We start from the raw sequence: 15,595 nt of genomic DNA, 5'->3' as shown, positions 1-15,595 counted from the left end.
GAACCGCAATTTGCAAATAATACACAAAGTATAGCTACATCCTTGATACAAGTTGCTCCAAGCCTTCTGTCTGCAAACTTTTTATACTTAGCACAAGAGATAGAATCTGTTGTAAATGGGGGTTGTGATCTATTGCATATTGATGTGATGGATGGACATTTTGTGCCAAACATGACGCTTGGACCTTGTGTATTAGAAAAGATTAAAGATATGGGCGAAATCCCATTAGACATACATTTTATGGTAGAAAATGCGGATTTTTTCATAGATCTGTACGCCCATTTGACACCAAAATATATGAGCATACATATTGAAAGCGAAAGGCATTTGCATAGACTTATCCAAAAAATTAGATCATATGGAATCTCACCTGCTATTGCTATCAATCCACACACATCACTTGATGGGTTAAAATATATTCTTGCTGATATAGACATGGTGCTCATCATGAGTGTTAATCCAGGCTTTGGTGGGCAGCAGTTTATCCCAAATACGATAGAAAAAATCGCTGATTTAAAAGATATGATTCTTATGCGTAATCCACAATGTCTCATAGAAGTCGATGGCGGCATCAATGATACAAATATACATACATTAAAGAATGTTGGTGTTGATATAGCAGTTGCTGGCAACTATATTTTCAAACAAAAAGATAGAAAACTAGCAATACAGAGTCTCAAAATATAATATATGAAATAACGCCTATATAATTAAAAATAACAAGCATGTTGATTAATAATGCCTATGATAAAACTAAAATTTGTGCCACCAAAGTAATAGTTTGTGATTTAACCCATCTAATGAAGATAATAAAAGAGTGACAGATCCTTTTATTTAGCATTTTTATAAGATTTTAAACAAAGAGTTATTCACATTAACATACAAACAAAACTTATTTAAAATTTCAATAAAACATTGTCCATGCATTATAAAACAAAATGATTTCAGCTATAATACAGACTTATTCTTAGGTTTTAAGGGCAATACAATGAGAATATTCTTAGCAAAGGTTATAGATTTTAATCAAAATAAACTTGGCATATCCCATACTTTACATCATTTAGTGGCTTTATTTGTAAAATCATTCGTCTCAAAGTTTCTCCTATTATTAGGATTATTAATGTGCAGTATGTCCTATATCGCATATGCACAGACACAAAATACACATTCTTTTTTACCGCAGAAACCACTCACCGCGATGCAAGGCAGCTTTTTAGCATGGTATCAGCAATGTGCAAAGAAAAACTATACTTCGTGTGGGCTTGTTGGCAGGTCGTATTATGAGGGTTATGGTGTATTACCAAATATAGATAAGGCTAAATACTATTTTACAAAAGCTTGTTACAATGGAATAGTAGAATCTTGTTTACTTTTAGGAAACTTTGCAAAAGAAAATACAAAACAAGAATATATTGCACTCTTATATCAACAAGCATGCGATTTAGATCATAAAGAATCTTGTCTACAACTAAGTGATATTCTATTAAAAGAACTTAAAAAAGATACAACAGATTCAAAGAAAAAACAAATCAGCAGTCTTTTCGATAAGATTTGTAAGCTTGAAGACGATAAAGAATGCTTTCGAAAGAGAGCATTTGATGCACAAGTTGGTGACAATATGGACATGTTGCTTGCAATAGAGTTTCAGCAAGTCCTTGCCGCGTGCAAGAAAGCCCAGCAAGACTATGCTGATGACATGCGTTCATGTGGTGAAGTCGGTATAAAATATGCAAATGGATTAGGTGTTGATAAGGATAAACAGGAAGCACAGACATATTTTCACATTGCATGTAAAAAGCACAATGAATTTTGTCGCTATGAAATACTTGATTCCATATTAAACTAATACAAGGTGGCTTTAATGAAAAATAACGTTATGGCATATTTTATCGCAATATTTTTTATAGCTTTATTAAGTCTTTCTTATGGCAAAAATGGAACGCTTATTGACGAGTGTAAAAATAATTTTAGCACATCATGTCTTGTGCTATTAAAACAAGCAAAACAACACAATGACACACAAAATATTGCTCTCTACAAAGCAAAATTACTTGATATTATGGATAGTGCATGTAGGAAGGATTATCAAACATGCATTGTGCTGTCACGCATTTACGAATCAAGCGATAATGCAGCAATACAGGCGATAAAAAGAGATATACAGGCACAAAAAATACCCACACAAAATACATTACCCCTTTCTAGCAACCTCAACAACACAAAAGAATTTTTTGAAGATACAGAATCTATTGTGATGCTTATGCGTGACAAGCCAGATCCAGACAAAGCATTGCAATATCAAGAAAAATCATTAAGTCTTTTGGAGTACTCTTGTTATGATTCTGATGTAAAAGCATGTTTGTTTGTACGCTACTTCTATGAATATGGTATTGGTATAGCACAAAATCGACCAAAGGCGGAACGACTTCTAAATCTAGCCTTAGATTTTGCGACAAAAGAATGTATGCTTGGAGATATAGAATCTTGTAAAATATTGCATCTATACAAGGAATATAGGGAACAAATTGCAACAAATTTAGATGGACTTGCTAGAAAGTGTGACGAGAATGATGTTACAGCATGTTATCAAGTAAGCCTATATTACACACAAGATTTTTACACCAATAATACTGCAAGTAACACGCAAGATGATAAAAGTGATTTTGTAAAAGCAGCAAAATTCCTACAAAAAGCATGTAAGCTTGATATGAATGCATGTAAAGATACAATCTTTAACATCAAATATGCAAAAGAATGTATTATGGATAACGATATGACTGCATGTGCTAACACACAAAATGTGCGACCTGAGTTTTTTGCACTTGCGTGTGATAGTGGCAATATGAGTAGCTGCTATGAACTGCGACATTTACCGATGTTTAATGATACAAAAAGATATGTAAAACTCCTACAAAGAATTTGTAGAGGTGGAATTGTTGAGTCATGTGTAGAATTATCAAATATGTATGAAAAAGGCAATCGTGTAGCAAAAAATAAAGAAAAAGCACTTAGTTTTATGCAACGAGCTTGTGCATGGAGCATGAAAAAAGACTTGGGTGGAAATTATTGCTATTTTGCAGGACTTGGATATGAACGAGGTGAATATGTTAAGCAAGACATAGAAAAGGCCATTGAAGTCTATCACTATGCATGTCAAGTGAGTGATGAAAACTACGCTTCTTGTGAGCGTTTGGGTGTATTATATGAGAACTACAGACAAGATATGCTTGGTGCATTGAAATGGTATAAAAAGGCTTGTGAATTAAGCAAAAATGCTGTAATAAGTTGTATGCAAATTGCAAAACAATCTATAAATGGAGAATATTTAAATATGGATGAAAATGATGCGATACGTATCTATGAGGAGTTATTGCAGCATAAAGAAGCTCCACACGATGAGATTTATTATAATCTTGCAAATATCTATAGTACACATGAATTCCATAGTAAAAAAACTCACACAATACATGAAAACTCACATATGAGTTATGCAAAAGCATTGCAATACTATAAACAAGCATGCAGTCTTGGTTTGCAAAATGCATGTGAGAAAAAACTTACCCTACCAAACTTAGCACAGGAGTGCAAAGCAGAAAACGCAAACTCATGTTATCAATTAGCAACACTACTTGAATTGATACAAAAAGATGCGAGCTATCAAAATATGCTTATAACACCAAATAAAGACTCACTCAAGGCAGAGATCATCAATAATACAAAACCACTTGCAAAAGATGATAGCAGGGCAATTAGTCTTTTGCTCTACAAGCAAGCATGTAAAGGTGATATCGCAGAAGCTTGCATGAGATTCTATGATGAGACAAAAGGTGTATTTAATAAAGATTTTATATTACAAGAAGCAATGTGTAAGAATCTAAAATCTAAAGTTAATGCAAAGCCAATATGTCTTGATTTTGCCAAGGATGCGGTAAGAGAAAATGAATATCAAAAAGCAATTGATGCACTCAAGCACTATCAAACAAAAGATGATGAGATGGCTCTTGATCTGCTGGTGAAATCTTATTTTTATGTAAAAGATTATAATAAAGTGATTGAGACATATAAGCTTATTTATGCCTACAATATACCAAATGATTACTTTTATCTAGCTCAAATGTATGTTAATGGCTTTGGCGTAAGGCAAGATTATGAAAAGGCAATGAATATTTATAAGCTATCGAATTCAGCTAGAAACTATCTTGGATTAGCACAGATGTATGCTAATGGTCTTGGTGTGCAACAAAGTATATTCAATGCAAAAGATTATTACAAGCTTGCATGCCCACTTGATACACACGACTCAACAAAGGTCTCGGATGAAGCATGTGTGAATCTTGGGAGCATTATCTATGATGAAGGAGATTTTAGAAGTGCACAAGAATATTACCTAAAAGCCTGTGAAATGGGTTATACAGGAGATATTATATCGTGTGACAAGAAGTAAAGTTGGATATTTTTATAGATTAAAAATAAACAATTTACACCCTAAATATGTCTGAGGATTAAAAAATATGAAAAGAATATATTTTGCATATATTGTTTTGTTTTTGCAGAGTTTATTTGCAGATTCTATTGATAATGCACTTTTGGAATCTTTAAAAGAAGATAGGGAAAAAGTAGAAAGAGAAAAATATAGTAAGCAAGAACATGAAGTAGTAAAACCTAACTCCATAAAACCTAAAAGCACACAAGATGACATAAAATACCGCAATAACTCAAAGCCACATGTAATAAAATCACACCTTCGCTCACCCTTTCGCTATCATCTTATCCAAAATAGTGCAATAAAAGAGATACAGCCATACAAAAAAATGACATGGTTTATAGGTGTAGGAGTTGAATCCCACACGTTGAGCATATTTGGCAATAGGACCACGCAAACGAACAACACATCTACTCTCAATACCAATTTATCCGTGTTAAGTGCAGGTATACAAGTTGGATTCTTTGCACGATTTTCGCCCAATCAAGGGTTGAAATTTGCTGTCATAGGCGATTATAATTTATTCTCAGCAAGTGAGTTTTATAGTCTTGGTGGTGCAATTGATTACTTTTATAATGTGGCACTAGAAGGACGATTCTTAACTGGAATTGGCGTATTTCTTGGCGCAAGTGCTTTGATGCCACTTCACATATATGATACAGCAAATATTATCGCTAGGATTGGACTTGGGGCAAATACAAAGAAGTATAGAATAGAGGTGTATGGTGGATACCCTATCAGTTACATTTCTGGAGTAGATCGTTTCGTTGCAGTTGGTTTTAATATGCATTTTCTACTTTAGGCTAAAGGCTTTTTATGCGATTTGGAAAAATTGAATATTTAAACTTATTGCCATTTGATGTATTTTTGAAAGGATATAGAACAAACAATAGTTTCAAGCATGCTTGTAACTACAAGAAAAGTTATCCTGCAAAGCTTAATCAAGAGTTTTTATTTCGGCGTATTGATTCTGGCTTCATCTCATCTATTGCAGGCATGAAAGCACATTATAAGGCAAAGGCGTGTAAAGCTGGTATTATCGCATGTAAAGAAGTGTGGAGTGTCCTTGTTTTAGAATCTAATCCTGCAAATGATTATCAATCAGCAACTTCTAATGCACTCTGTATGGTGCTTGATTTAAAAGGTGCAGTATTAATTGGCGATAGGGCTTTAAAATATCATTATGATTCTATAAATGGCAACACGCGAGTGCAGTATAAGGATATGGCAAAATGTTGGTATGATAAGACTGGATTGCCCTTTGTTTTTGGTCGTGCATGTTTTCATACACATGATATATTCTATCAGAATCTCATATCTGATTTTAATCATAAATTAGGACAAGGAAAGCGATATAAAGGCATTAAGATTCCACATTATATACTTATGTCTTATGTCAATAAGATTGGTATTAAAAAAACATTTGCTCGTGCATATTTAGAGCGTATTTATTATAGAATTGGAGCAAAAGAACATCATGCTTTAACCATCTTTTATAGATATTTGAGATTAAAAGGGATAAAGGCACCTAAAAGGTTTTAGCACCTCATGATTATAAATGCCTCATATAGCTATACTTAAAAAGCATATCTCATTGTCCTCTAGGTTTTTATCAGTATGAAAGAGCTATAGAATCATATATATCCTGTATTACTTGTTTTTTATTAGGATTATTATGAGTTAGCATATATTTATGAAACATATTTGCAATGCTTCGTGTAATAATGTCAGTTTCAATATTAACTCTGCGACCTATTGTATAACCTGCAAAAAGTGTATTTTGCATTGTGTGCGGGATTATGACAAGACTAAAGCTAGAGGATCCCACATCGTGTATAGTAAGACTGATACCATCAATACATACACTCCCCTTTTCAACCATACACTCAAGAGCCTTTTGTGTTGTCTCTATGCAAAAAACATAGCTATTTGTCTGCATTTCTATAGATTTTATCACACCAACACAATCAATATGTCCTTGCACGATATGCCCATGCAATCCATCATGTAAACGCAGGGCTGGTTCAACATGCACCAATCCTTGCAAATTTTCTGTAGCAATCAAAGAAGCACTCTCTTTGCTAAGCTCAACACTAAAATGCGTTTTTGTACTTTCTATAGCGGTAAGACATGCACCATTAACAGCTATGCTATCACCTATTTGTGGGTTTAAGTCAGATTCCAAACACAAAATCTGATTGCGATAAAACCGCACTTTTGCAAATTGTCTCACAAGTCCGCTAAACATATACTTCTCCATATTAAATATCTAATATTACCATAATCATATGATGATATTGTGTAATGTGTTTTTAAATAGTAGTTAGATCTTCACAATAGTGTTTTAAGCACATAGGAGTTTTAAGTGGGTTAGGTATTTGCATTATTCTTTTGTCTTGTGTGCAGCATGATTGTAACTTCATCTAGCTGCTTTACTTCCTGCTTATTGTTTTCTAAAGTCTGTGCATTTTTGGCTTTATTATAGAGATATAGCATTTTTTCATGCTCTAGGTGTGCTATACGAATTTGCTGCTTAATGTATTCTTGCTCATCCCTTAGAATGCCAATTTGCATTTGAATTTCATGTATTTCATATAAGTATGCTTGAATCGAATCTTTTTGGCTCTGATAGGCGCTAAAACTACCAGATGAAGGCATAGGAATACTAGCAATTTGCACATTTATAGAATCTATATGGGCATATTTATGCGTAATTAATGTCTGATTACGTAATAAGTTTTTTTCCTGCATATCAAGCTTTTGCTTTGCAATTTTTACAAGATTAGCAAGCTGTTTTGTCATAGCATTTCCTCATAACTAGCAATTTGCATTATAGCATGTATTTCTAAAGCCTTTCTTAAACACCACATTAGATTCCATGTTTAGTTGCAAACTCAATATTTTCCATTCTACACTTGCTAACTCCCATGTAAATGCAAACTTATGTTATGCAACCTATCTTGCTTGATGGGTTTGCCACGTAGCAACAAGATTCTTACAAAAAGTACCCTCATTATAAGGATATACAACAATGTTATTTTGTGTGAGCAATAAGCAAAGCTTAGAATCTGTAAAAATTGGCAATACATAAGGCGAATTATGTCGCCTTAGGCTAAATTGTAAATACGTTAGCCACGAGATAAAAGTTGCTTGTATGCAAGCTTTTTGTGCTGGATAATACATACTTCCTGATCTACATTGCATGATAGCCAAAGGATTTGTAGGTTCAAATGATGTAAAGGAAAAATATTTTTGCATGGTTTTTATATTATTATGTTGTGGTTGCACATATAAAATCTTATTACTAGCTTGCAAAGTGGCACTAGGAAATTGCCTTGACATAGCATGTAATATAAAATTACTTTGAAATTTCTCCATATATTTGGCGTATACAATCCTATAAAAAAGAAATGAATACAAGGAATCTGGTAGTACATATTGTGCTATCTCTGTGATATCTCGCGTTTTTTTACTAGTTTGTGTTACATAAGCATATTTTTCTGTAAGCCTTAAAAGACTATGGGCTAACACAATATTATTGAGATTTTCATAACTTTCATTTTCAAATTGCCCTATTTCATCAGCTACTTTTGCCACAAAACTCGCACTTATAATATGATTACCAAACTCAATATCACTCGCAAATGCTTCCCATGGGGCAACTATTAGCCCCATTTCTTGCAAAAATAGAAATTCTCTAAAAACATCTTGTGCAAAAAGGGTAAAACTAACAGATTGTAAAAGTTTATCTTGGGGCACATGCTTGTCATAATCCTGTATTTGACTCAAGTCAGCAAAATAAAGCTTTGCAAACCGCTCATATTCTTCTGCACCTTTTTTGCTTGATGACTTTTTGAGGATAGGTAAAAATTGCTCTTTATACCATTTATTGCTATCTGCCTTGTTCAAAGCAAATGGTATGCTTGGATGTTGTGACTTGATTTGTGTTTTTATATCTTGTTTTGATGCAATCTCTTTTTTAGCACAAGCACTAAAAACGAGGCATACTATGTAAAATAAAATATATAGAATATGCTTTGGCTGTGCTAGATTCGCTATATTCATGATATTTTATTCTTTAATTACATAAGTACATTACGCACACTTAAACATTCTGGTATAGCCCTCAAGTCATCTAACAATTGTGTAGACACAGTGCTATCAACAAGTATAAGTGCTAACGCACTCTTTTCACTAGAATCTGTTTTTCTACCGAGTCTAAAATCTGCAATATTGACTTGATGCTTTGCAATTGTATGCCCAATACTTCCGATAACACCTGGTACATCTGTATTTCGCACAAGTATCATGTTTCCATTAGGCTCTAGATCCATACCAAAACCATTAATATTATTAAATCTTACAATGTGTCCATCATAAATTGTACCACTTACACTCACACTTTCTTTAGCAGTATTAAGTGTAATTTTGACAAGATTTTTATAAGGTTCTGCATCATGCTTAACTTCTACATTGCTCTGCACGCCCCGTTCAGTCGCAACAAATGCTGCATTGACATAATTAATCTTATCATCAAGAGAAGGTTTTAATGCACCAACAAGTCCAAATGTTAAAAAAGCATCTTTATATTTCTCTAATTCAGCACCATTAATGCAAATATGCAATGCGCTTATTGCACCATCAATTGCTTGTGCAGCAAAATAGGCTAACTTCTGTGTAAGTTCAAGATATGCAATAATAGAATCTGGCATATCTTGTGTTTTTGTTGGCAAATTAAGTGCATTTGGGAAAGCCGAGCCTCTTGCTGCCGAAATAGCTGCTTGCGCAGCTTCTATTGCTATTTTTTCTTGACTTTCAAGTGTATTTGCTCCAATATGAGGCGTTACATAAATGTTATCTAAATCTAAAAGCTTATTGTCTATAGCAGGTTCAGAATCAAATACATCAAGTCCCGCCCATGCAATTTTTTTGGATTTTAATCCCTCGTATAAATCATCTTCATTATATAAGCCACCACGTGCACAATTTATCAAAATTACACCATCTTTCATCTTTGCAATTTCTTTGCTTGTAATCATATTTGTAGTTTGTTTATTTTTTGGTGTATGAATGGTAATAATATCACACGCAAGAATATCATCAAAGTTAGTCGTATATTCAATGCCCAAATCAAGCGCTTTATTTGGATTAATATATGGATCATAGGCAATGACTTGCATATCAAAAGCTTTTGCACGAATACCTACACGACTTCCAATATTGCCAAAACCAATTACACCAAGTTTTTTATCTTTTAGCTCAGTACCATACCAATCCTCTCTTTTCCATTTACGCTCCACTTTCAGTTGCGTATGTGCACTTGGAAATCTACGAATAGCACTCAAAAGATGTGTCATTGTTAGTTCTACCGCAGCAATTGTATTTGCAGTAGGCACATTCATCACTACAATACCCCTGTAAGAACACGCATCAATATTAACATTATCAACACCTACTCCTGCACGCACGATTGCCTTTAATTTTTTGGAATTATCATACGCAGACTCCAAGAGTTTTTCATTTACTGCAGTTGAACTTCTAGTAATAAGCACATCAGCTTTGTGCAAATGAGTAAGTAGCTCATCTTTTGGTAAATGTGCTAAATTTTCCACAGAAATATCATCTTGTGTACTCAATATCTTTAAGCCCTCATCATGGATATGATCGCATACTATAATGTGTTTTTTCATATTGCTCCTTTAAAATCGTTGGAATGAAATAATATCTATTTTTTCAGACTAATTTCATATTCTATACCATAATATTTAAAATCACTCAAGATCATTTCACGTTGTGTTTCATCTGGCATAAACAACAGCAAATCAAGTGTATCTTTATGCTTAAAATAAGAAAAATCAATATGCTTTTGTCGTAGAATCTCGTTTAAACAAAAAAATTTATAATCATCAAGATTTTTAACTAGTACTTTTGTGTAATCTGTCTTTAAATCTTCATAACGTTTGACTTCGATATTAATATCAAGCACATTGGATGGAAACTGATAGGTAGTAGCAAGTGCTTTTTCATCTGCATTACTAATCCATACATCATCTTGTATGGTCTCCATTTTTGGAATATTTGTGATTACTTGCTTTTGTGGAATCTTTGTTGTAGGCTCTTCTATTTGCACATCGGTATTCTGCATTTTTTGATAAAACGCATACAAAACGTAGCCACCACCAAGCACAACAACAAGCACAAGTCCAGCAATTATGCCTCTTATCATCCAAAACCCTACATACAAAAGATATTATTTTTTGCCAAGATTCTTAAACTTATCGCCCAAAGTATCACCTAGAGTAACTTTCTCATCAGAATTATAATCATTTAGTTCTTGGCGCTCTTTATTTTTCTGTAATCTACGCACAGATAAGCGTACACGATTTGTTTTTTTATCAATCTGTGCTAACGCACCCTTTATGGTATCACCAAGTTTAATGCTATCTTTAGCAATATTTCCTAAATCCTCATTGCGAATAAGTGCATCAATATTTTCACCTTCCACCTTGATAAACACACCAAAATCTCGAATATCAATGACTTGACCAGAAATTTCATCATCAATAGCATATTTCTTTGCAAATTGTTCACTTGGTGACTCTACAAGATAGCGCCTATTCAGTGAAATCTTTTCGTTTGCAACATCAATTTTATCAATCTTGACTTCAATAGAATCTCCAACTTTAAATTCATCAGCACATTTCTTAGACTTATCCCAAAAAGCATCTTCATTATGCAACAATCCATCAACAGAGCCAAGATTTACAAATGCACCAAAATTCGTAATAGTTGCAACCTTACCTGTTACAACATCACCTACCTTATATTCTTTTGTAAATTGAGTGAAAGGTTTATCTTGTAACTTTTTAAGGCTTACCCTCAATCGTCTATTATCAGGATCAATCTCGATAACTTCAACATTAATTTCTTCGCCAACTTTCAAGCAATCGCTAGGTCGCTTAATGTTTTTATCCCATGACATTTCAGAAATGTGCAAAAAGCCCTCAACATCATTTCCTAAATCTACAAATGCACCATAATCTTCAATATTGCTTACAGTAACTCGTATAACATAGCCAACTTTAATCTCATCTTTAATTTCTTTCCACGGATCATCAAAAAGAGCACGTATAGAAAGTGACAATCTATTTTTCTCTTCATTATACTCAAGAGGTTTGACTTGCACTTTATCGCCAACCTTATAATGTTTTTCAGGGTTTACAGGTCCCTTATGGCTAATTTCTGTAAAATGCACCAACCCATCAACAGATCCTATTTCAACAAATAGACCAAACTTCGTAATATTTTTTACAACACCTTCATAAGCTAAACCACTCTCAAGCAGCTTTTTAGCATTTTCTTTTTGTGCAGCAGTATGGGTATCAAGATAGCGTTTTCTTGAAATAACAATAGAATTGCCATTTGGTCGTATATCAACTATACAAGCTTTTATCGACTTTCCAATCACTTTAGAATCATCTTTGTCACGACTTAACGCAGAATAATGTCTTGGCATAAAATACTCAACACCATTTGCAGATTCTACAAGGTAGCCACCCTTATTTTTTCCTCGTATTATACCTTCAACAACCTTATCTTTATAGTCTGTACCAAGTGCTTTAATCTCATTCACAACTTTTTCGTACTTCACAGCTTTTTTATAAGATACCTTAAGGCCACCTTTTTTTGATACATGCACAAGAATACTATCACCTTGCTTAAATAGGAGATTTCCATCGCAATCTTTTATCTCATCGATACTCATGCGACCTTCTTTTTTATCTTGCACATCAATTATAACGCTCTCATCGTCAATCTTTACGATTTTTCCTTCTCTCAAAATGTTGTCTTCAGACTGCTCTGAACGGCTTAACATTGTTGCAAAATCTTCTCCTTCATTGGGAAACATTTCATCAATTTTTTCTGGACTAATTTTCATCGGATACCTTTTTTGAAATCTATAGATTTCGACATTTTAGTATATTTTCAGTGAAAAAGAGATAAAAATCTATAAAAAACACTATTTTAAGATAGGCAGATTACAAAGTTTTATACAAAATTACTTTGAATCTTACCTCAATATTATCACACGCATTATAATTTTGTTAATTTTATATTAGAATACAGGAATTTAACAACAAATGAGGCTGTATCATGATTATTATTCCCGCAAGACTTGCTAGTTCAAGGTTCCCAAACAAGATCTTATGCAATATCGATGGTGTACCTATGTTTATTAAAAGTGCACAAAATGCACAGGCAATTGATGAAGTTGTGTTAGCACTTGATTCTACTGAAACCTATAACATTGCAAAGCAATATAAAATCAAAGCAGTTCTTACGCATCCAGATATTCCAAATGGTAGCTTGCGTGTGCTTGAAGCCGCTAGAATCTTAGGACTTAGAGATGATTGTGTTATTATTAATTTACAAGCAGATGAGCCATTCTTAGAGCATCATGTCATTCAGGCTTTAAAAGATTGTATGCAGTCTGATACCTTTATGGCAACTTGTGCCAAAAGTATCACAAACCAACAGGCACAAAACCCAAATCTAGTCAAAGTAATAATAAACCATCTGCAACATGCAATCTACTTCTCACGCTCACCCATACCATTCCATAGAGATTCTAAGGAATCTACACAATTAAGTTATCTAGGACATTTAGGCTTATATGGATTTTTTAAAGCAACACTTGAAGAATATGCTGCACTACCAGAAACACGTCTAGAGCATATTGAAAAGCTCGAACAACTTCGTGCAATTTATTATAATAAACCCATTAAAATCGCATGTGTGGAAAGTGAGAGCATAGGGATTGATACACAAGAAGATTTAGAATATGCAAGAAACAAATATGGTTTTCAATAATATCAAGCAATTGCTTACCACAAAATCCACTATGTTATACCTCATAAAATCATATTTTAGAAACTAGTCTATATAATATGTGTCTTAATGGAATGTTAAAGACATAATAATATATGGTTAATTTCGCATGATATTAAATATTTTAGTAAAAAGTATAGTTTATTCTTGACTTATTATCATTTATAATACTATAATGATAAAGTTAATTTGAATTCATACCAAATTATCAATACTTACATAGTTTAGGAGCATAATATGTTATCAGCTGAAGTTACAAAAAAATTGAACGAACAAGTTGCCAAAGAGATGTTTGCATCAAACCTTTATTTAAGCATGAGTTCATGGTGTTTTCGCAATAGATTGGATGGTGCGGGACAATTTTTATTTTCACACGCAGGACAAGAAAGTGATCATGCCAAAAAATTAATCACTTATCTTAACGAGACAGATTCTGTTGTTGAACTACAAGCCATAGAAAAGCCAGAATCTAATTTTAAAAGTTTACTTGATGTATTTGAAAAAACTTATGAACATGAGTTGTCAATCACAAAATCAATCAATGAACTTGTAAGCTTCATGTTGGAAAATAAAGACTATTCAACTTTTAATTTCTTGCAATGGTATGTAGCAGAGCAACATGAAGAAGAAGCGTTATTCCGTGGTATAGTAGATAAAATAAAACTCATCGGTGAGCAAAGTAATGGTCTTTATTTGGCAGATCAATATATTAAGACACTTATAGGGAAATAAGAACGTCTAGTTGTTTATCCTTCTATACTTGGATTTAAATTGCTTGCAGTGTTTGCAAAAAGTCTTATTATAAAGATGGATTGAGTAATTTCATCCATCACTCCTATTTTTTCCAATACTCCGATATTTACAATACTTATTCATTGCATGATACTTAAATTCTAGGCAAAATAAGAAATCAACGATAATCTTGAACTACCTACTAGAAACTTGCCAATACCCCTCAATATAAAAACCATTATATATACAATAACCAATGTTAAATCCATTATTTTACATGTAGACTTTAAGTACTTGAACAATTTAGAATAAGCATAGAGGATAGATGAAGCAGTAAGAATTCTTTCATATAACATATACAAACATTTGTGTATTTTAAGAATATTTTATCAGCTACTCGTGCAATACCTCAACACAGATGTATTGTAATATCATATATTAAAGCTATTGCTATAAAATATAAAGATAAATTGCAATCAACAAAGATACCAAAAAAGATCTAACCATTCACATTTGTAAATACAAAGAAACTTTTTTACTTAATTGCAACTCTGCCAAATTCAACAAGGTAATTTTGCGTAATTGTAGTTAAAAAGTATAGGAATACATAAGCACATAAGTAATATCTGTTGATAGCTGCCTAGTTATGTTAGGAATGCTATTGTATGGAATCCTAGTCACTCCATCAAGCCTACTTCTACCACCATCAAAAACCATGCCCACTCCAGCATGAAAATATCCTAAAAACCCACCATTTTCAACAACACCATATTCCTTCGCATACCCCACACTACTACCAATAATCACACCCAAGCCAAATGGTTCAGTTTGGATAAAATCCCACATGATATCTAGTCCAATACCACCAAAGTAGCTTGTCTGTGTATTGTCAAAAATACCATTCAGCCTCATACCAAAAGTTTTATGGAAAAAATAACTATATCCAAGTGCTACACTAGCATTGACTTGCAATGATCCTGTAGTAGCATTATGAGTAAAATTCACTCCCACACCAACTTGCACATTACTTTTTGCTCTACGAATTTTATTATTAATATCATACTCAAATGAATCTCCACCAGCAAGCTCAAGTTGCTCAACCTCACTTCCGCTACTTACACCAGAATCACCCTTAGCAAAGGAAAATGCAACCAAACATAAACCAACACATAATATTCTAAAACAACGCACAACACAACTCCAACAAACACATCAGATTAAAATCAATATCGACTAAACGCGGTAACAAGCAAAAAAGATTCCTACACAACAGCCCCTTTTCTTATGGAAGAATAATCAAAACATTTGCAAACACTCTTGAATGAAGTTTATTTGCAGTCTGTTATAAACAAAATAATTGCACTATGATAGAAAATACAACTTAGAATCAAGTTTGCAAATTGTCCTATTTTTCAAACATTAATGAGTATGATGATTTCCTGTTATTACCCCTTGCATCCACTCTCTATATTCTTGAATGCCTTATGAGCA

Annotated in this window: 14 protein-coding genes; 7 read left to right on the top strand and 7 right to left on the bottom strand. The window is 33.2% G+C overall.

What is annotated here, in order from left to right:
• The first annotated feature begins 45 nt into the window (after positions 1-45).
• The 5 genes from rpe (at position 46) to LS81_RS04035 (ending at position 6,025) form a co-directional block, all read left to right on the top strand.
• A complete protein-coding gene (gene rpe, locus LS81_RS04055; RefSeq protein ID WP_034346886.1) occupies positions 46-687 on the top strand; it encodes a ribulose-phosphate 3-epimerase in 642 nt (213 codons plus the stop codon).
• A 301-nt stretch (positions 688-988) separates the two neighbouring features.
• Complete coding sequence (locus tag LS81_RS04050) at positions 989-1,846, top strand: tetratricopeptide repeat protein (protein WP_034344256.1); 858 nt, start codon at positions 989-991, stop codon at positions 1,844-1,846.
• 15 nt (positions 1,847-1,861) lie between these two features.
• Positions 1,862-4,444 carry a TPR domain-containing protein gene (locus LS81_RS04045; RefSeq protein ID WP_034344258.1) on the top strand — a complete coding sequence of 861 codons (2,583 nt, stop codon included), beginning with the start codon at positions 1,862-1,864 and terminating at the stop codon, positions 4,442-4,444.
• Between the two features lie 67 nt (positions 4,445-4,511).
• Positions 4,512-5,285, top strand: a complete 774-nt coding sequence (locus tag LS81_RS04040) for a hypothetical protein (RefSeq protein ID WP_034344260.1) — start codon at positions 4,512-4,514, stop codon at positions 5,283-5,285.
• A 14-nt stretch (positions 5,286-5,299) separates the two neighbouring features.
• Positions 5,300-6,025 (top strand): MqnA/MqnD/SBP family protein, encoded by a 726-nt coding sequence (locus tag LS81_RS04035; RefSeq protein ID WP_034344262.1) that lies wholly within the window; start codon positions 5,300-5,302, stop codon positions 6,023-6,025.
• Positions 6,026-6,095: 70 nt separating this feature from the next.
• On the opposite strand, the gene ribE is transcribed toward LS81_RS04035, so the two are convergent.
• The 6 genes from ribE to LS81_RS04005 form a co-directional block, all read right to left on the bottom strand.
• Positions 6,096-6,731, bottom strand: a complete 636-nt coding sequence (gene ribE, locus LS81_RS04030) for a riboflavin synthase (protein WP_034344264.1) — start codon at positions 6,729-6,731, stop codon at positions 6,096-6,098.
• Positions 6,732-6,853: 122 nt separating this feature from the next.
• Complete coding sequence (locus LS81_RS04025; protein WP_034344266.1) at positions 6,854-7,285, bottom strand: flagellar FliJ family protein; 432 nt, start codon at positions 7,283-7,285, stop codon at positions 6,854-6,856.
• Positions 7,286-7,438: 153 nt separating this feature from the next.
• The gene (locus tag LS81_RS04020) at positions 7,439-8,548 is read right to left on the bottom strand and encodes a hypothetical protein (protein WP_034344268.1); all 1,110 of its coding nucleotides are present in this window, start codon (positions 8,546-8,548) and stop codon (positions 7,439-7,441) included.
• 17 nt (positions 8,549-8,565) lie between these two features.
• The gene (gene serA, locus LS81_RS04015) at positions 8,566-10,173 is read right to left on the bottom strand and encodes a phosphoglycerate dehydrogenase (RefSeq protein WP_034344271.1); all 1,608 of its coding nucleotides are present in this window, start codon (positions 10,171-10,173) and stop codon (positions 8,566-8,568) included.
• Between the two features lie 35 nt (positions 10,174-10,208).
• Positions 10,209-10,709 (bottom strand): hypothetical protein, encoded by a 501-nt coding sequence (locus LS81_RS04010; protein ID WP_034316950.1) that lies wholly within the window; start codon positions 10,707-10,709, stop codon positions 10,209-10,211.
• A 24-nt stretch (positions 10,710-10,733) separates the two neighbouring features.
• Positions 10,734-12,416 (bottom strand): 30S ribosomal protein S1, encoded by a 1,683-nt coding sequence (locus tag LS81_RS04005; protein WP_411710187.1) that lies wholly within the window; start codon positions 12,414-12,416, stop codon positions 10,734-10,736.
• Between the two features lie 221 nt (positions 12,417-12,637).
• Between LS81_RS04005 and kdsB the strand changes: the two genes are divergently transcribed.
• Both kdsB and LS81_RS03995 read left to right on the top strand, forming a co-directional pair.
• The gene (gene kdsB, locus LS81_RS04000; RefSeq protein ID WP_104696488.1) at positions 12,638-13,354 is read left to right on the top strand and encodes a 3-deoxy-manno-octulosonate cytidylyltransferase; all 717 of its coding nucleotides are present in this window, start codon (positions 12,638-12,640) and stop codon (positions 13,352-13,354) included.
• A 255-nt stretch (positions 13,355-13,609) separates the two neighbouring features.
• Positions 13,610-14,104 (top strand): ferritin, encoded by a 495-nt coding sequence (locus LS81_RS03995; protein ID WP_034316956.1) that lies wholly within the window; start codon positions 13,610-13,612, stop codon positions 14,102-14,104.
• Between the two features lie 588 nt (positions 14,105-14,692).
• Here LS81_RS03995 and LS81_RS03990 read toward each other — a convergent pair.
• The gene (locus LS81_RS03990) at positions 14,693-15,295 is read right to left on the bottom strand and encodes a hypothetical protein (RefSeq protein WP_034344275.1); all 603 of its coding nucleotides are present in this window, start codon (positions 15,293-15,295) and stop codon (positions 14,693-14,695) included.
• Positions 15,296-15,595 lie beyond the last annotated feature (300 nt).

Source organism: Helicobacter trogontum (assembly GCF_000765905.2).
Classification (GTDB): Bacteria; Campylobacterota; Campylobacteria; order Campylobacterales; family Helicobacteraceae; genus Helicobacter_A; species Helicobacter_A trogontum.
Note: the sequence above shows the minus strand (reverse complement) of the source record. Positions and strands in the feature narration are given on the sequence as shown.